Genomic DNA, 17,921 nt, shown 5'->3' on the forward strand with positions numbered 1-17,921 from the left:
TGCGCCGCCGGTTCAGTACAGCGCTCTTTGCAATAAACTCATCGCCCCGCTGCCGCCTTGACCTTGCACGTACTGCAACACGACCGGGACGAATTGACTCGCCATATTGGCATTCATACCCAAGGACTGAAACGATCCGCCTAATGCCGCCAGCTTGCCCAGTCCGCTGCTCTGACCGCCCAGCAAGGTCGCGGCCGAACCCAGCAATACATTGGAAGCGCTGCTTTGCGGCACCGCCCCCAAATACTGATCCATGCCGGGGATACTACCGCTGAGCTGGGTAAAATCGCTAGGATTCATGTACTGCTGCGCCAATGCGAAGATGGACCCGGCCCCACCTAAAGCTTGTTGCGGGTTTACTCCCAGTTTATCGACCAACAGGGTCACCAAGCCGAGCTGGGACGAAGAACCGGTGAGAGTCCCGACCGCTTGTTGCGCGGCGGCTTGCGCCAATACTTGTCCTGCGCCGGATGGCGTCTGCGCGCAGCCGGCCAGCAAACCGGCAACGCAAATGCTGGAAACTGTCGATATCGTTTTCATCGTTGGTGCTCCTCGGGTAGACAACTGGATTTTCACCCGAGCCGCACCGGCGGCTGGGCGACTGATTAGCGGCCTTATTTTTCTTCGCTGCCTGCCGGCTTGCGCAAGCGTATTCCCAGTTCTTTGAGCTGTTCTTCGCTGACCGGCGCCGGTGCATTGAACAGCGGGCAAGCCGCGGTCTGGGTTTTCGGGAAGGCAATCACGTCGCGTATCGAGCCGGCGCCGGTCATCAACATCACCAAGCGGTCCAAACCGAAGGCGATACCGCCGTGCGGCGGCGCACCGTAACGCAGAGCATCCAGCAAAAAGCCGAATTTCTCGCGAGCCTCGTCGTGGCCTATGCCCAAAATCGCGAATACGATTTGCTGCATCTCGGTGCGGTTGATCCGAATCGAGCCGCCGCCGACTTCGGTACCGTTCAGCACCAAATCGTAGGCACGCGACAGAGCCTTGCCGGGATCGGCTTTCAATTCGTCGACCGAACATTTCGGCGCGGTGAACGGGTGGTGAATCGCCGTGTAACGTTGCGCTTTTTCGTCCCAGGCAAACATCGGAAAATCCACGACCCACAGCGGCTTCCAAGGGCCGGTCAGCAGGCTGCGCTCCAAACCCAGTTTGACTCGCAACGCACCCATGGCTTCGTTGACGATGTCGGCCTTGTCGGCGCCGAAGAAAATCAGGTCGCCGTTCTCGGCCCCTACTTTCTCCATGACCTTGGCCCAAACGTCGGCCGGCGCGAATTTGACGATAGGCGATTGCAAGCCTTCCACACCGGCAGCCAAGTCGTTAACCTTGATGTAGGCCAGACCTTTGGCACCGTAGATGCCGACGAATTTGGTCAAGGTATCGATTTCGCTACGGCTCAAGTCGCCGCCTTGCGGCAATTTCATAGCCACTACCCGGCCGTGCGGATCGTTGGCCGGGCCGGAAAACACTTTAAAATCCACTTCGCGCATTTCGTCGGCGATGTCGACCAGTTCCAGCGGAATCCGCAAGTCCGGACGGTCGGAACCGTAACGGTGCATCGCTTCGGCATAAGTCATCACCGGGAACGACTCGCCCAAATCGACATCGATGATGTCTTTGAACAAGCGGCGGATCATTTCTTCCATCACCGCCATAATTTCGGCTTCGTTCATGAACGAGGTCTCGATATCCAGCTGGGTGAACTCCGGCTGGCGGTCGGCGCGCAAATCTTCGTCGCGGAAACAACGCACGACTTGGTAATAGCGCTCCATGCCGGCCACCATCAACAACTGCTTGTACAACTGCGGCGATTGCGGCAACGCAAAAAACGAGTTTTGGTGGGTACGGCTGGGCACGATGTAATCGCGCGCACCTTCCGGCGTGGCCTTGGTCAGGTAAGGCGTCTCGATTTCGAAAAACTCGTTGGCATCCAGATACTGGCGCAAATGGCGGGTCACGTCGCGGCGCACTTTCATTTTTTCCAGCATGGCCGTGCGGCGCAAGTCGATATAGCGGAAACGCAGGCGGGTTTCCTCGTTGACCTCGATTTCGCTTTCTAACGGGAAAGGCGGCGTCTCGGATTCGTTCAACACTTCGATATGCTTGCCCAATACCTCGATTTGGCCGGTAGCCATGTTGGGATTATGCGTGCCTTCCGGCCGGTCGCGGACAATGCCTTCGATGCGCAATACATATTCGCTACGCACGTGTTCCGCTATCGCGAAACTCGCCTGGGCATCGGGATCGAACACCACTTGAACCAGACCGGCTCTATCGCGCAAGTCGATGAAAATCACGCCGCCGTGGTCGCGACGACGGTGTACCCAGCCGCACAACGCGACGGTTTGTCCTAAATGTTGGGTATTCAGTTCTCCACACTTGTGGCTACGCATATCGAGTCTCGGAAAAAATCACTAATTGGCAATAGTTGGGCCGGGCCGCACTGCAACAAGGCAGGCCCGGTCGAAGATAGGCGCCGATGACGAATACCGGCGCAACTGATTTGGCTAGTGGCAGGCGCAACTGCCGCCGCAACCGCCGCCGGCAGGCGAGTTGTTAGAGCTGCCGCCGGAGTTTTCGCCGGCGACATTCCTTTTGCTACCGCTTTTGAAATCGGTCTCGTACCAGCCGCCGCCTTTCAAACGAAATCCGGCGGCGGATATTTTCTTTTTCAATTCCGCTTGGTTGCAGGCCGGGCAAATCAGCAACGGTTCGGCACCTAGTTTTTGTAAGGCTTCGTGCTCGTGGCCGCAGGCGTTACATTGATACTCGTAGATAGGCATGGCTACTCCCCAAAAATAAAATCGAAAAAACGAATTCTGAATAAGGCTTGCCTTGATCGTTTTCAAGGCCCTTGGTGATAGAATGCCGACCATTTTAATCGAAGTTGACACTATTGGCGTAAAAATGGACGCATCGCTTACCCGTTTGACTCTCACCCGCCCCGACGATTGGCATTTACACGTCCGCAGCGGCTCCCTGCTCAAAAGCGTCATCGCCCATAGCGCCCGGCAATTCGCCCGCGCCATCGTCATGCCGAACCTGAAGCCGCCGGTCACTACCGTAGCTCAGGCCTTACAATATCGCGAGGAAATTTTGTCCGCCCTGCCAGCGGAATCTAACTTCCAACCGCTGATGACCTTGTATTTGACTGCCGACACGCCGCCGACGCAAATCCAACAAGCCGCCGAGTCCGAACACGTTTACGCCATCAAACTGTACCCCGCCGGTGCGACCACCAATTCCGCCGCCGGGGTTGGCGACATCCGCGCCGTTTATCCCTTGTTCGAGACGATGCAGCGCTACCAGCTGCCGTTATTGATACACGGCGAAGTCACCGGCGAGCAATACGATATTTTCGATCGCGAGAAGCTGTTTGTAGATAACCATTTGAGCGAAATCGTCCGGCAATTTCCCGAGTTACGCCTCGTGGTCGAACATTTGACAACGGCAGACGCGGTGCAATTCGTGTCCGCAGCCGGCCCCAACGTTGCCGCCACCATCACGCCACAGCATTTGCTATACAACCGCAACGCCTTGCTGGCCGGCGGCATTCGTCCGCATTACTATTGCCTGCCTGTCCTGAAACGCGAGCAGCACCGTCAAACCCTGCTCGCGGCCGCCACCAGCGGCAATCCCAAATTCTTTTTGGGTACCGATAGCGCACCGCATCCAACCCATCTTAAAGAGAACGCCTGCGGCTGTGCCGGCTGTTATAGCGCCCACGCCGCGCTGGAGTTGTACGCCGAAGCGTTCGAACAAGCCCGGGCATTGGACAAGCTGGAAGGTTTTGCCAGTTTTTACGGCGCCGATTTCTACCGCTTGCCGCGCAATACCGATCGCATCACCTTGCAAAAGCAAACCTGGACGGTACCCGACCGCTACGGCGAAGGCGAGGCTTCGATTACGCCGTTAAGGGCCGGCGAACAACTGACTTGGCAACTTGAAAACGCCTAATGCCTTTGGTGAATTTGAACCGGACCAGGCCATTTCAACCACTCCCCGCACAGTTTGCAGCATACGCTAACAGCCGGAAAGCGGGTGTCGGCCGAACGGATACAGCCGGCATCAACCACTAACCGCTTCACAGCAAAATGGCACAATCTTGGCATGGCTTTAGCCGACTTCCTGCTACCCACTAATGATGAGCAATCCCCTGTCCAGTTTTGCCCTTAAACCGGCATCCGCCGCTTCGCTTTACCGTTGGGGGATTTTTCCGCTATGGGCCTTGTTAACCGCGACCTTATTATTTCGCCCCATCATTCCTCTGGACGAGACCCGTTATCTCAGCGTCGCCTGGGAAATGTGGCAACGGGCCGACTTTTTGGTCCCCTATTTGAACGGCCAGCCTTACAGCCATAAACCGCCGCTGTTGTTCTGGCTGATCCATGCCGGCTGGTCGGTTTTCGGCATCAACGACTGGTCGCCGCGCCTGATCGGACCGCTCTGCTCGCTATTGAATTTGGTACTGATTCGCACGCTTGCCGCCAAACTTTGGCCAAACTCACCCATAGTTGCATGGACTAGCCCTTGGTTTTTACTCGGCACTTTGCCGTGGACCTTGTTCGCCACGGCAACCATGTTCGATACCTTGCTCACCGACTGCGTGCTTGTCGGCATGCTGGGTTTAATCGCGGCGTCCCAAACCGCCGCCCGCTTACTCGGCTGGAGCTGTTTTGCCTTGGCGACCGGACTGGGCTTATTGGCTAAAGGCCCGGTGGTACTGCTGTATTTATTGCCGTGCGCGCTGACGGTTCGCTTTTGGTTGCAAACAGTACCTGAGCGCTGGTTCATTCATTTAGTGATCGCCCTATCGGCCGGCATGGGTTTGGCTTTGTGTTGGGCAATACCCGCAGCCGCAGCCGGCGGCGAAAATTATGCCGGTGCAATTTTATGGCATCAAACCGCGGACAGGGCTGCCGGCACTAGAATCCACGCCCGACCGTTTTTTTTATATTTGCTGTTTTTGCCGTTGCTGACTTTTCCCTGGATTAGTTGGCGGCCGCTTTGGCGCGGCGGTCAATGGCAGTTAATCAAATCCGACCCGGCCTTGCGGTTTTGCTGGCTGTGGTTGTTAAGCGCTTTTTTATTGTTTTCGCTGCTGCCGAGCAAACAATTGCACTACTTGATTCCGGCATTGCCGGCCTTCGCATTAATTTGCGCCCGCTATTCAAGCCTGCCGCAAACAATCGGCAAGCGCGCACTGGAGTCGTTACCCGGCTTATTGTTGTTAGCGATAGGCGGGCTGCTAGCACTGATCCCAAGTTTACCCGGTTTGGCCGATCTGCGTTGGGCGCAATCAATCGAACCGACCTGGGGCTTGAGCGTCGCCGCCATCGCCCTAACGCTAACGCTTTACGCCTTAGTCCGCGGCCGCTTGCCGATAGCGGCAATCGCCGCCGCGATGACAGTCAGCATATGCATAGGGTTCTTTTACTTTTTTCGAGACGCCGGCTCGCAATACGATTTACGCCCCGCCGCCAATTTTTTAAAGCAATTGGACGAGCAACAGATACCCAACGCCTTTATCGGCGACTACCAAGGCCAGCTACATTTTCTAGGTCGACTGACTCAACCAATAGCCGTTATTCAACCGCAACAAGCCAAAGACTGGTACAGGCAACATCCCAACGGTTACCTGTTGTCGGTTAATCGGGAAAAGCCCGAGCGCGCCGGTTTTCTGCAAGCGCACCGCGAGTATTGGCTGGCGTTTCAAAACGCGGACGACCGCCTCAAACCCAAACCGCACAAGCCGTAATAAAAGCAACACTCTTCGATTAAAATAACCCACTCAATTCTAATTTCTCGACTTGCCTCAAATATGAAAATATCGGTCGTAGTTCCGGTGCATAACGAATCGGAGAACGTTGCTCCGCTGATAGATGAAATCCAACAAGCACTTAGCAGTCTGGAAAGCTGCGAAATCATTTTCGTCGACGACGGCAGTACCGACGACACCTTGCAAACACTATTGCAAATCCAAAACCATTGCCCGCTACTGCGCATCCTTACGCACCAACGCAGCTGCGGGCAAAGCCGCGCAATCCACAGCGGCATCGTCGCCGCCAAGTACGAATGGATAGCTACCCTGGACGGCGACGGGCAAAACGACCCTGCCGACATAGCGAATTTGATACTTGCTTACCGGCAACAACCATCGGACCGGCTTTGGATGTTGGCCGGCCACAGACATCGGCGCCGCGATACCGGCTGGCGGCGTTTTTCATCCAAATTCGCCAACGGCATCCGTCAGGCGATATTACACGACGACACCCCCGATACCGGCTGCGGCCTAAAATTGTTTCGGCGCGACAAATTTTTATCGCTACCCTATTTCGACCACATTCACCGGTTCCTGCCCGCCATGATACAAACGGCCGGCGGACAAGTGATTTCGGTAAAAGTCGGCCATAGATCCAGAAGCCACGGCCAATCCAAATACGGCACCATGGACCGCTTATTGGCAGGCATCGTCGACATGCTCGGCGTGCTTTGGTTACGCAATCGCCATAGCCTGCCTATCGTCAGCGAGGTGAAGCATGGATAGCAATACCCTGTGGCTGATTGTCGGCTTCGTCGGCCAAGCGCTATTTTCCGCACGCTTTCTGGTGCAATGGCTGGCCAGCGAACGGCAAAAGAAAAGCGTAATTCCGGTCATGTTCTGGTATTTCAGCCTATTGGGCGGCTCGACTTTACTGATCTACTCAATCCACAAACAGGATCCGGTGTTTATTTTCGGGCAGGCCGGTGGCTTGTTAATCTATGCCCGCAATTTGTATTTTGTGGTCAAACACCGCAAAAGCACGGAAACCGCGCCGCAAGCCGACCATAACGCCAACAGCCAAAACGCGCTCAACTGCTCCGGCATCGGCAAACCTAGATAGCGCTTGAAGCCCGCCGCACAAAACAGTATAATCGCCGGTCTTTATATAGCCTCGAACATTTGAGAAGCAAAGATGAAAACATTTAGTGCAAAGCCCGCAGAAGTTAAGCGCGATTGGTACGTAATTGATGCAGAAGGAAAGACGCTTGGTCGCCTTGCTACTGAAATTGCACGACGTCTTCGCGGCAAACATAAACCGGAATTTACCCCGCACGTAGACACCGGTGATTACATCATTGTCGTCAATGCCGAGAAAGTGGGCGTTACCGGCAACAAAGAAAAAGACAAAATCTACTATCGTCATACCGGCTACATCGGCAACATGAAATCCGCGTCTTTGGGTAAACTGAGACAAACTTTTCCCGACCGCATTATCAGCACCGCCGTACAAGGCATGCTGCCTAAAAATCCTTTAGGCCGGGCTATGTTCAAAAAACTTAAAATTTACGCGGGTCCTGAGCATAACCACCAAGCTCAACAACCCAAGGCACTCGATTTTTAAACAGGTAATTAGTTTATGGCAGCTCAATACTACGGAACCGGTCGTCGCAAAAGCTCGATTGCCCGCGTCTACGCCACCGTCGGCTCAGGAAAATTCATCATTAACAGCCGGCCGGTCGCAGAATATTTCGGTCGCAAAACCGACGAAATGATCGCAAGACAGCCTTTGGAATTGCTGGGCAAAAGCGGCGATTTCGACGTCAACATTATCGTTTGCGGCGGCGGCCCATCAGGTCAAGCCGGCGCCATCCGCCACGGCTTAGCCCGGGCGTTGATCGAATTCGACGAAGCATCCCGCTCTCCGCTGAGAAAAGCCGGCTACGTCACCCGCGATGCCCGCGTGGTAGAGCGTAAAAAAGTGGGCTTACACAAAGCTAGAAAACGTCCGCAATACTCGAAACGTTAATATCTTGCCCACCCGCAAAAAAGCCGCTGTACAGCGGCTTTTTTGTGCTTATCGCTTGCGTATTGCGAATCCAGCCGGCGTTACCGGCTGGCGCGCGTTGGCAACCTCTTAGTGACTGACGTCGACTTTGTTACCCTTAGCCTGACCGATTTGTGCCAACATTTGACCAAACCATTCGGCATCGATATCGAAAGGTTTGCCGCCTTTGATGCGCGGAAACTCGATAGCCCGCAACACATTATTGTTATCCTCGTCATGGCCGATAACGCCGGATTCGCGGCGAAACGCACACTCGACAGCCAAATCCGCGCAAGACTTGATTAAACGCATGTCATCGACGTTAGCCGCCGCGGCGCGCGAGAAATAACCGGATTTTTGTATCAAGGTTTTTTCGGCGCCTATCATTTGTGCGAATTGCTCGCCGAACCATTTACCCGGATTAACCGCATCCAGCTTAATATGCCCGAACGCATCGCGCGGCACTTCTTGGCCTTTTGCTTGCATTTCCGCAACGATGGCCTCGACTCCCGCGCCCTCGGACACGAAAATATTAACGCAATCGACCTTGTCCATCACCGCTCGCAGCCGCGCCGCTTCCGCCGCCAAATCGACATCCATTTCCGGAATGAAGACCGCGTGCACCTCGTAGGATTCGCGCGACAACCCTAACTCCGGCAGCCACTCGGCTTTATCGAGCAATTTACGGTACTCTTGCGCGGTGGCCGCCGTTAACCATCCGCAGTTACGACCCATGACTTCGTGCACAATCAGCATTCGCGGGTTTGAATTATTTTCGGCCGCCACGTTTAAGAAATAACGCGCACCTTGCTCGGCCGCGGTCCATGCACCTAAGGATTGTTTGATCGGAAATACGTCGTTATCGACCGTTTTCGGCAAACCGATTACCGTCAAGCCGTAGTCGTTGGAAGCCAAAAATGCCGCCAGATCGGCCGCCGCGGTATTGGTATCGTCGCCGCCTATGGTATGCAAAATATCGACGCCGTCTTTAACCAATTGGTCGGCCGCCACTTTTTGCGGATCCTGGCCTTCTTGGACCAAACCGCGCTTCACGCAGTCTTTAACGTTAGTCAGCTTGACCCGGCTGTTGCCGATCACGGACCCACCAAAAGCTTGCAACACGCCGGCTTTTTTACGTACCGCCTCGGTGACCGGATAAGAATCTCCCAACAGCAAGCCCTTGTAACCGCCCCGGTAGCAAATAATTTCGATACTCGGATCAATCTCGGTATAGCGCTCGATCAAACTACCGATAGCCGAGTTCAAGCAAGGCGCTAAACCGCCTGCGGTAAGAATTGCCACTTTCTTTGGTTTATTCATGAGAGTTTTCAATTTGAGTTAACGACAAACACATTGAGCGGACATTGCGCAGACTAGCGACGTCCAAACAATACGGTAGAGCAATCAAACGAAATGGTCGCCCTGAAACCGTGCTGACGCGATTTTAACATATCAATCCGCTCAATAATTAGTCGACCCAAGAGTCCGGCCATTCCCAATTTAAAACCCTGAGTTTGTCCGGACAATACAGGAAATCGCCTAAACCACTAATCGCTTACTTTGTTTAAATACCGATTGATGTCTTGCAAATCCGCTTCGCTTAAACTGCCTGCGGCCTGCTTGAGCTTGACGCCATTGATCAGATAATTGTATCGACTGGTCGCATAATCGCTTTTGGCCTTATAGAGATTACGCTGCACCGTCAATACGTCCACCATGGTCCGGGTACCGACTTCAAACCCGGCCTCCGCGGCTTCGACGGCCAATTCCGCAGACTTTACCGTCGTATCCAAAGCTTTAACCGTATTAATGCTGGTCAAAACCCCCCGATAAGCGTCCTTCACTTGACGATTCACGCTACGCTTGACTTTGATCAATTCTTCGCGCGCCGCTTGATAAGCGTATTCCGCCTGTCTGACTTTGGACGCAACCCCGCCGCCTTGAAATAACGGCAAATTGAGCTGCAAACCGAAACTTTCAGTATTCCCGCGTAACCCGTACAGGTTGCGATTGTCTTGCTCTTGATATTGGGCGACGAGATCGACGGTCGGCAAATGCCCGGCTTGTTGTAACTCAATGCTTTTACGTATGTATTCGGCCTGGTTAATCTGCGCGACGATAGAAAAATTATTGCTTTCGGCACTATGCGCCCAGGCCGATATATCCTGCGGAGCCGGTTCGCCCAGCGGTACGCTTTGTCCCAATGCACTTAAACCGGCGGGATGCTCGCCGATAATCTGGCGCAAGGCTTCCTTTCGATTATCGATAGTATTCTCCGCCTCTATCACCGAAGCCGTGGCTCTATCGTATCCTGCTTGAGCCTCATAGACATCGGTAATGGCAATCACGCCGACGTCGAAACGCTGTTTGGCTTGCTCGAGCTGTTTTTCGATCGCCTTCTTCTCCGCCAGACTAAAGGTCAAATAGTCTTGAGCAGCCAGCACATTGAAATAGGCTTCGGCCGTGCGCGCCATCAAATCCTGTTGTTTGGCCTGATTTTGCGCTTCCGCTTGCGCAATCTTGTTGTCCGCCTGATCCAGCCCTATCCAATGCTCCCAGTGAAAAACCGGTTGCTTGAGCGATATACCTAGCGAACTGTTCCAAAAGTGCTGTAATGTTTGCCCTAAAAAGCTCTGGCTTTCCAAACGATTGCGCGAACTGTCCGCGGTAAAACTGATATTGGGCAACATCTGTGCGATGCTTTGCGAACGCACTTCGGCAGCGGCGGCTTGATCGATAACGCCTATCTTCGCATCGGGGTCGTTTTCCCTGGCCAGCTGATAGATCTGCATCAAATCGTCTGCAATAGCGGCCGCACCCGGTATCGACGCCAGCCATAGCGCCGCCAACAGTCTTAACATCGCACTATCTCTCCAGAAAGAGTGAAAAATTACCGGCATTATCACCTAAAATAATCAGACCACCGCAGCTAATTGCGTTTAGGCACGTTAGATTCCAAGCTACGCCGTCTGGCGACAACCCATAACCGACACGATTTTCGCCAACTCGACAACCTGAACTAACCGCCGACGCTTAAGAATTAATAAATGCTAGGCTGCCAACATGGATTCGTCAAAACCAACCATCAACCTAAAGTCACTATGAGTCAAAAAGTCACTAAAGCTGTATTTCCGGTTGCCGGCCTCGGCACACGGTCACTTCCCGCCACTAAAGCCGTGGCCAAGGAAATGCTACCGGTAGTCGATAAACCGCTGATTCAGTATGCCGTTGAAGAAGCTATCGCGGCCGGCATAGACACCATGGTTTTTATCACCGGCCGCAACAAAAACTCGATTCCCGACCATTTCGATAAATCTTACGAACTGGAAAAGGAGTTGGAGAAAAACGGTAAAACCGAATTGCTAAAAATGCTGCAAAACCTTCTGCCGCCCCATGTTTCCTGCGTATTCATACGCCAAGCCGAAGCGCTCGGACTTGGTCATGCCGTGTTGTGCGCCAAACCGGTAGTCGGCAACGAGCCTTTTGCCGTCATATTGCCCGACGATCTGATCGAAGACGGCGCGCGCGGATGTATGAAGCAAATGACGGAATTGTTCGCCAAAGAACAAAGCAGCATTTTAGGCGTGGAAAGAGTGGACCCGAAAGAAACCCACAAATACGGCATCGTCGAGCACAACGCAATGGCGCCCCGCGTTGGTCGGCTAAAATCCATCGTGGAAAAACCCAAACCGGAGGTCGCACCCTCCAACATCGCCGTAGTTGGCCGTTACATTCTAACCCCGGCCATTTTTCAAAAAATCGAAACTACCGGACGCGGTGCCGGCGGGGAAATTCAGCTCACCGACGCCATCGCTGCCTTAATGCACGATGAAGCCGTGTTGTCTTACGAATTCGAGGGCAAGCGTTACGATTGCGGCTCGAAGTTCGGTTTTTTGCTGGCAAACGTAGAATACGGCCTGTTACATCCCGAAATAAAAACCGAATTCGCCGCTTACCTAAAGCAACGCTCCGAACAAATCTAAACCTTACGCTACATAGGATAAAAGATATTCGCCCTCCTACCTTCGCAGAATGGGGGACCTCATGGGAAACGCCGCGCGCACGAGCGGCGTTTTATTCGGCGCCATAAACCGGCTATACCAGCCATCCAAGGCTTGAATCGTTGGCTCACATATAAAAAAGAATTTTTCCTATCGCCGATAAACCGTACTTCCCAAATAATACTCGGTTTAACGGTTTTTAACGCATGAGCCTTCGGTACCAAATCCTTTTCCGCATTTTATGCTCGTCGCTGTGCATCCTGGTACTTGGCGGCGCAATTGTCGTTTGGCAAGCCAGACTTTCCGTGGAAAAAGAAGTCGATGCCTCGATTCGCTTAGCCTTGCAACTCATCACGCTAGGCATTACCGATACGTCGTCCTTACAGCAAATCACCGATTTATCCCGTCTCAGCGCTTTAAGGCAAACCCGGCACTTAAGCATTCAATTGCACAAGCCGGACGGCCAACTGGTGCATTTCACAGGCGAACCGTTACCCAGCCACAGCCGGGATTTACCGCCGGCTTGGTTTATACATTGGGTGAAAGAGGAATACCCTAAAGTTCAACACCGGCTAAAAACCGAAGACGGAGAAACCGTCAGTTTGATCATCGAGGCGCAACCGCTAGACGAAATCACCGAAGTCTGGCAAGAAAGCGTGGCGTTTTTTACCTCTATCTCGGCTTTAACCCTGCTAACCTTCCTAGCCGTCAACCTAGTGTTCAATAAGTCGTTGAAGTCTATAGATATCATCGTTTCGGGTCTACAGACCATAGAAACCGGCCAATATCGCTATAAACTCCCGCCGTTTTCCACGCAAGAGTTCGACGCTATCGCTAATGCGATCAACCACATGACGGGAGAATTGGATAAAACTCGCCAGGAAAACCGAGCGCTTACCCAACATTCACTAGCGATACAGGAAGAGGAGCGTCAGCACTTATCGCAAGAGTTGCACGACGAATTAGGTCAATCGCTGACGGCTATTAAAGTCATGGCGGTTGCCGCTGCGCACCGAAACGCCGATACCGAAAAAATCACGGCATCGATCGGGCAGATTTGCGATCACTTGATGAGCGTCGTACGCTCTATGATGCAGCAACTTCATCCTTTAATGCTGACCGAACTGGGCTTGAAGGCTACATTAGAGGATCTTTTAAACCATTGGTCCGAACGCAACCCCAATCTTCGACTGGAAATCGATTGCGACGAGGCCGTCGACACACTGGACAAAAACCTGATTCGCCAATTATTCAGAGTGATACAAGAGTGTTTAACCAATGCGCTCCGCCACGCAAAAGCCAACCGCTTAAAGATCGATTTATACTTTGCCGACAACGGCAATAGGCTGGAACTGAAAGTCGCGGACGACGGACAAGGCTGCAATCCGGATACTTTAAAACATGGCTTCGGCTTACGCGGCATGGCGGAACGCATACGCTCGCTGGACGGCGAGTTCAACGTAAACTCCAGACCGGGCCAAGGCATGACCATTACCGCTTCCATACCTTTGACATGAGTACAAAAACGAAAATCATTTTGGTGGACGACCACGCCGTAGTGCGGGCGGGTTTCAAAATGTTGCTGTCGGCCAGCGAAACGATAGAAGTGATCGGCGAAGCTTCTCGTGGCGAGCAAGCCATCCGAATGGTGGAAGAATTAAAACCCGAAGTCATCGTCATGGACTTGTCCATGCCCGGCATAGGCGGCTTGGAAACGATACGCCGCATTGTCCAGCGGGACGGCTCGGCGCTGATCCTGGTATTCAGCGTCCATCACGAACAGGTATACGTCAATCGTGCACTTAATGCCGGCGCCAAAGGCTACATCACCAAAAACAGCGCCCCCGAAATCTTGGTTGAAGCCTTGCAGCGCATCGCCGGCGGCGAGCGTTACATCGAAACCGGCTTATTGAAATCCGTTGAAGACCTGCACGAACCCAGCGATCACCAGAGTGCGATTGCGGCGTTTTCGCCCCGTGAATTCGACGTATTCGGCTTATTGGCACAAGGCATGACGGTACAACGCATCGCCGACCAACTATGCCTGGGCCAAAAAACCGTAGCCAACTACGCGACGCAAATCAAGAAAAAGCTGCAGGTCGACACCAGCGCGGAATTGGCTCATATCGCCGTCAATCTGGGCTTAACACTCCATAAGCGCGGATAAGCGTAACCGGTTTATTAACTGTAGTGGTCTAATAAAAAAGGACATCCGAATAGGTTGATAAACTATCCCTATCAACATTCTCGGACCGGCGGAGGAACTGTTCGATTGCCTGTGCCGCTGCGGCTGGCCTTGTTTGGAGCAGGAAGTGTGGCCCCTCCAGCTTGGCTACCGTGGTGGCCGGTTGGACGCGCAGCACCTCTCGGGCGCACGAAGAAGGGACAACTCGATCGTGAGTCGCCTGTAGGTAGAGGATGGGACAGCGCAGCAGTGCAAGGCTGGGGCGAGCGTTGGCCGAAAGTGCTGCGGCGGCGCGGTGCCGAAGCACCACCGGCTCGACCGTCTCGAGCGAGCACGACAGTGCCGCGCGTAGGTTTGGGGTTTGGTTCCATCCCATGAGTGCCAGGCTCAAGGGGCCGACGAGCATTGCTGGCGATGGCAGCCAGCCGAGCAGTGCCTTGAGCGGCGTGAGCATCGGCCTTGGATTGCCAATGAACGAGCAAACCAGAACTACCGCGAGAGGTGCGCTCCGAGCAGCAACAGCTACCGCTACCGGTCCTGAGAAGGACTCACCAAGGATCGCGAAGGGCGGGTCCGGCAACTGCCCGAGCACGAAGTTGGTGAGTTCGTCGTAAGACAGCGACTCACGCGCGGGGTATGAGACAACCTTTGGGACGATTCCGGGAGGAAGGTGAGGCAGCAGGAATTCGAACAAGATCCCGGTGCCATCCATGCCGGGGAGGAGAACGAGGGTCGTCATGCGGCCTAACGACAAGGGTAGCTTTTGCCGGTCAAGTTTACCCGTTGGTTAGGCATTGGCGCGGGAACTCCAGATCATAATTAAACCAACAATCCACGCCACGATTACAAAAAGCGCAAATGGCATTAAGAGGAAAGGCAAATTTCCGAAGGCTGCATATTTGAAGACAATAAGTAACACAAGCGCTGTGGTGCTGATACTTATGACATTTGCTATAGCCACTAAAAGATGCCCCTGCTTAAAACGTTTTTCACGCTCAGGAATAATTGTGCTTGGAGATAGGCCTATGCTGTGCCAAACAATAATGAGCGCAATTGCAATAAGTAAATACGATGTAAATGGCACCAAATATGGATTAGCGGTTTCGGGGAAAAATTTCATAAAGAAGATGTAAATAAAGCCGGAAAGCATAGTACCCAGCACAGTACTTAGCAGACTAAAATACGGTAGGAAAAGATTTAAATTCCGTAGAAACATTCGATCACCTTTTCCTAACGTTGAAGATCGGCCGAGCGAAAAGCGTGTAGCGTTTTTTGGGTCGGCTGGAGCAACTGGTTATGTCTTAACATTGAATTTACCCCAAGGCTCAAAGTCTGCGCCACACTTTAAGCACATTTTTGCCTGCCAAGTTTCAAGCTTCATGTTACACACAAGACAGTTTCTTGTTTTTAATGTACAAAGCTCAAAAAGGCCATGCTCTGCCCAAGAAGTTGCAACTTCCTCACTAACATTTTCTAGCTTAACAAGCGAATTTATATATGCTTGCTTAGAGCCTGTATCATACAAGTTCAAATTTTCTACATGAATTGATCTGCGATAAATTAACTCGCCGCAACGATCACAAATTATCTTTCCATTTAAATCGTTGATTTCCATCTAAGACACATAACGTTTGACATGAGAGGCTCGGCCCGGCTTGCCGGGGCGAGTCCTCTCGATGGAAGGGTTGGGCGTCATTCTCGCGGACTACTGCAGCGATGACATTGAGCCTTGCTCGGGCAAGCCCTGAATGAGGGCTGTATGGAGAGATGCGAGGCAGCCCTTGATGGCCAAGGAGACGATTGGATTTTCGATCATGCTTTCTTCATTGAGCTTTGCTCCGAGCAGCGGAATGCTCACCGACGCCGGCTCAACGATGACAGCGGACATTGTTCTGAGCGTTTCGCGTAGCGCTGAATCGGCGTGATGTGCACGTGGGGATGAATTCAGCACAACGACATGCTTGCCTACGAATAACTCGAAGCTCACCAACCAGTCGAGGGTGTTCTTGATAGCCCCAGTGACACCATGAGCGTATTCGGGGCTTGCAAAGAGAAGTGCATCTGATTTCGCAACTGCACCATGCAAAGCAAGTACTTGAGAAGGTAGGCTTGCTTCGAGATCGGGGTTGAACAGCGGTAGGCCTCCGACACCATTGAAGACTGTGAATTCCATGCCCGGCGGCGCAAGGCGACTTGCCGCCCGCAGCAGGGCTGAATTGATAGAGGCTTTGCGCAGGCTACCGGATATGCCAAGGACTCTCATGACGCTCAACTAACTGTGTAACCTGCCCGCGGCAGCCACGCCGTTGCGGGTCAGGTTGACACAATAGTTAGGCTTAGGCAGCGTGGTGAGCAACGGCACGGCCTTGGTGGGTGAACTCAGAAACAGCGAGCGACGCCCGTTTGCGGACCCGACAAGCGAGGGGGTAGGCAGCTGCGGCTGCGCGCTTGTGAAGGCACTCACTCCGCACCGTATTGCGCTGCGAGGGCCGCGGCAACCTGGCCAATGAGCTGCAGCGGCAGTTCCTCTGTGTGCGGAAAGGACAAGTTTCCCTTCGGACCCCGATACGCCTTAGTAGCTTCGATGAGTTTGGCGTCTTCTGTGACCGGTGGATAGATGCCAATGTGCTTCTTGAAGGCCGCGAAGTAGAAGAAGGTGCGCCGGAGTTTGAAGGCTGGCAGGTGTAGCTGATGGTTCTTTGCGCTCTGGGAAACTGAGACTCGACTGTTTTCCGCACTTGCTCCAGCCGGCTTCTCATTTCCTCGGACTTTGCTTCGAAGTACTCGTCGTGGGTCTTGAAGGGCATGCTCTTCTCTCCATGGTTCTGCGGGCACGGGAGTGGGTGCCTGCGATGCCTAACGTAGAGCTAACCGGGCGCGGCCCGGAAAGCTGAAAAAACAAAACCGCATTACATTATATGTTGGTTTCCTCTTGTTTAAAGCAATTAGTTGGGAAAGAAGCGGCCCAATAGAATCCCGGGACTGAAGAAAATTGACAGTATTAGATACTTTTCCTCTTTCAGCGGAAAGTCGGCTCTACTTGATTACACGTAGTAGTCGCGGGTATTGGGCCTGCCCCAAGCAAATTGGCCGAAACGCAGGCATGAATGATTGAGGCTAATTCAAAAGTTTGGTCAATAACATCACCTCCTTTGTGGTAAGTTTGTTTTACTGGTTGCCTAACGAAAAGGGTAACTTGCCTGCGAAAGCGTAGCGACGATAGGAGCGTAGCTTTTGCCGGTCAAGTTTACCCGTTGGTTATGCATATTGTTTTTCCAAAATAATATACCCAGGGAACTCCTTTAATAGCGCATCCATCAGGCGATTAGATAATGCATTGTCTGACAGATTTCGCACAATAGTTATTCCAACAACATGGTCACCAAAAACTCTAACTAAACAACGGAATACCTCAGCATTCCGCTCGTTTCGAAGGATATATTCCTCTCCATATTCCGGTACTCCATATCCCTCGGTAAGCCACCAGTATATTTGCTTTATGATGATTTTTGCTTCTAGGTGCAATGGCAATTCAATGGACCAGGGCGATACTTCTGATTTTTCAATTACAACTGTATTGACTCGAGCTGCGGAATTTCTGATACGCTCGGCCACCTCTTTATGAACAATAGATGCAGGACCAACGGTGCCTTGCCCGAGTAGCGCAACCGTCGCTATAAGCCCCATAAGGACAAAAATGATTGCCGTTAATTTAGGCCGCATAGATGCATAACTAGTGATTAGATAGTTTCCGTATATCTACTACAAAAGCAGTGTTGTACCAATAACTTTATGACTGCCAGGGTTTTTCCCAACTGTATATCATTCGGACTGTGCCAAAAGCAGCGTTAGAGGTTGCCATGTTAGCGGTTCCTGTATCGCTTAGCCGGGCATTTGAGGTGCATAGGTCGCGAACGATGG

The 17,921-nt window shown here is 52.8% G+C and carries 19 protein-coding genes; 9 read left to right on the forward strand and 10 right to left on the reverse strand.

Features of this window, described 5'->3' with window-relative positions:
• Positions 1–12: 12 nt before the first annotated feature.
• The 3 genes from AB0A83_RS18370 to AB0A83_RS18380 all read right to left on the reverse strand — a co-directional run bounded on the left by AB0A83_RS18370 (position 13) and on the right by AB0A83_RS18380 (position 2,789).
• A complete protein-coding gene (locus AB0A83_RS18370; protein WP_367154921.1) occupies positions 13–540 on the reverse strand; it encodes a DUF2780 domain-containing protein in 528 nt (175 codons plus the stop codon).
• Between the two features lie 74 nt (positions 541–614).
• A complete protein-coding gene (gene aspS / locus AB0A83_RS18375) occupies positions 615–2,399 on the reverse strand; it encodes an aspartate--tRNA ligase (RefSeq protein WP_367154922.1) in 1,785 nt (594 codons plus the stop codon).
• 114 nt (positions 2,400–2,513) lie between these two features.
• The gene (locus AB0A83_RS18380) at positions 2,514–2,789 is read right to left on the reverse strand and encodes an FmdB family zinc ribbon protein (protein ID WP_150050937.1); all 276 of its coding nucleotides are present in this window, start codon (positions 2,787–2,789) and stop codon (positions 2,514–2,516) included.
• Positions 2,790–2,871: 82 nt separating this feature from the next.
• On the opposite strand from AB0A83_RS18380, the gene pyrC reads away from it, so the two are divergent.
• The 6 genes from pyrC to rpsI all read left to right on the forward strand — a co-directional run bounded on the left by pyrC (position 2,872) and on the right by rpsI (position 7,796).
• Positions 2,872–3,963 carry a dihydroorotase gene (gene pyrC, locus AB0A83_RS18385; RefSeq protein ID WP_150050939.1) on the forward strand — a complete coding sequence of 364 codons (1,092 nt, stop codon included), beginning with the start codon at positions 2,872–2,874 and terminating at the stop codon, positions 3,961–3,963.
• A gap of 184 nt (positions 3,964–4,147) precedes the next feature.
• On the forward strand, positions 4,148–5,764 hold the full coding sequence (locus tag AB0A83_RS18390) for an ArnT family glycosyltransferase (RefSeq protein ID WP_367154923.1): 1,617 nt from the start codon (positions 4,148–4,150) through the stop codon (positions 5,762–5,764).
• Positions 5,765–5,827: 63 nt separating this feature from the next.
• Positions 5,828–6,553: a glycosyltransferase family 2 protein gene (locus AB0A83_RS18395; protein ID WP_150050941.1), complete on the forward strand. Its 726-nt coding sequence runs from the start codon at positions 5,828–5,830 to the stop codon at positions 6,551–6,553.
• Positions 6,546–6,890 carry a lipid-A-disaccharide synthase N-terminal domain-containing protein gene (locus AB0A83_RS18400; RefSeq protein WP_232056700.1) on the forward strand — a complete coding sequence of 115 codons (345 nt, stop codon included), beginning with the start codon at positions 6,546–6,548 and terminating at the stop codon, positions 6,888–6,890. Before AB0A83_RS18395 ends, AB0A83_RS18400 begins: the two co-directional genes overlap by 8 nt.
• Positions 6,891–6,962: 72 nt before the next feature.
• Positions 6,963–7,391 carry a 50S ribosomal protein L13 gene (gene rplM, locus AB0A83_RS18405; RefSeq protein ID WP_150050943.1) on the forward strand — a complete coding sequence of 143 codons (429 nt, stop codon included), beginning with the start codon at positions 6,963–6,965 and terminating at the stop codon, positions 7,389–7,391.
• 15 nt (positions 7,392–7,406) lie between these two features.
• Entirely contained in the window at positions 7,407–7,796 is a 390-nt protein-coding gene (rpsI, locus tag AB0A83_RS18410) for a 30S ribosomal protein S9 (RefSeq protein WP_150050945.1), read from the forward strand.
• Positions 7,797–7,904: 108 nt separating this feature from the next.
• On the opposite strand, the gene AB0A83_RS18415 is transcribed toward rpsI, so the two are convergent.
• Positions 7,905–9,134 (reverse strand): pyrophosphate--fructose-6-phosphate 1-phosphotransferase, encoded by a 1,230-nt coding sequence (locus AB0A83_RS18415; protein ID WP_150050947.1) that lies wholly within the window; start codon positions 9,132–9,134, stop codon positions 7,905–7,907.
• Positions 9,135–9,361: 227 nt separating this feature from the next.
• A complete protein-coding gene (locus AB0A83_RS18420) occupies positions 9,362–10,675 on the reverse strand; it encodes a TolC family outer membrane protein (protein WP_150050949.1) in 1,314 nt (437 codons plus the stop codon).
• A gap of 240 nt (positions 10,676–10,915) precedes the next feature.
• Here AB0A83_RS18420 and galU point away from each other — a divergent pair, with 240 nt between their 5' ends.
• From galU to AB0A83_RS18435, 3 genes are all read left to right on the forward strand, one after another.
• Entirely contained in the window at positions 10,916–11,797 is an 882-nt protein-coding gene (gene galU / locus AB0A83_RS18425) for a UTP--glucose-1-phosphate uridylyltransferase GalU (RefSeq protein ID WP_150052081.1), read from the forward strand.
• A 224-nt stretch (positions 11,798–12,021) separates the two neighbouring features.
• Complete coding sequence (locus AB0A83_RS18430; protein ID WP_150050951.1) at positions 12,022–13,332, forward strand: ATP-binding protein; 1,311 nt, start codon at positions 12,022–12,024, stop codon at positions 13,330–13,332.
• A complete protein-coding gene (locus AB0A83_RS18435) occupies positions 13,329–13,982 on the forward strand; it encodes a response regulator transcription factor (protein ID WP_150050954.1) in 654 nt (217 codons plus the stop codon). The genes AB0A83_RS18430 and AB0A83_RS18435 overlap by 4 nt, the downstream gene beginning before the upstream one ends.
• A gap of 28 nt (positions 13,983–14,010) precedes the next feature.
• Here AB0A83_RS18435 and AB0A83_RS18440 read toward each other — a convergent pair whose 3' ends face one another.
• The 5 genes from AB0A83_RS18440 to AB0A83_RS18460 form a co-directional block, all read right to left on the reverse strand.
• Entirely contained in the window at positions 14,011–14,739 is a 729-nt protein-coding gene (locus AB0A83_RS18440; protein ID WP_150050956.1) for an alpha/beta hydrolase, read from the reverse strand.
• A gap of 48 nt (positions 14,740–14,787) precedes the next feature.
• Positions 14,788–15,150: a hypothetical protein gene (locus AB0A83_RS18445; protein WP_367154924.1), complete on the reverse strand. Its 363-nt coding sequence runs from the start codon at positions 15,148–15,150 to the stop codon at positions 14,788–14,790.
• 144 nt (positions 15,151–15,294) lie between these two features.
• Positions 15,295–15,615: a hypothetical protein gene (locus AB0A83_RS18450; protein ID WP_367154925.1), complete on the reverse strand. Its 321-nt coding sequence runs from the start codon at positions 15,613–15,615 to the stop codon at positions 15,295–15,297.
• 90 nt (positions 15,616–15,705) lie between these two features.
• On the reverse strand, positions 15,706–16,263 hold the full coding sequence (locus AB0A83_RS18455) for an NADPH-dependent FMN reductase (protein ID WP_367154927.1): 558 nt from the start codon (positions 16,261–16,263) through the stop codon (positions 15,706–15,708).
• A 995-nt stretch (positions 16,264–17,258) separates the two neighbouring features.
• Entirely contained in the window at positions 17,259–17,723 is a 465-nt protein-coding gene (locus tag AB0A83_RS18460; protein ID WP_367154928.1) for a hypothetical protein, read from the reverse strand.
• Between the last annotated feature and the right edge of the window lie 198 nt (positions 17,724–17,921).

It is taken from the genome of Methylomonas sp. HYX-M1 (genome assembly GCF_040741385.1).
Lineage (GTDB): Bacteria > Pseudomonadota > Gammaproteobacteria > Methylococcales > Methylomonadaceae > Methylomonas > Methylomonas rhizoryzae.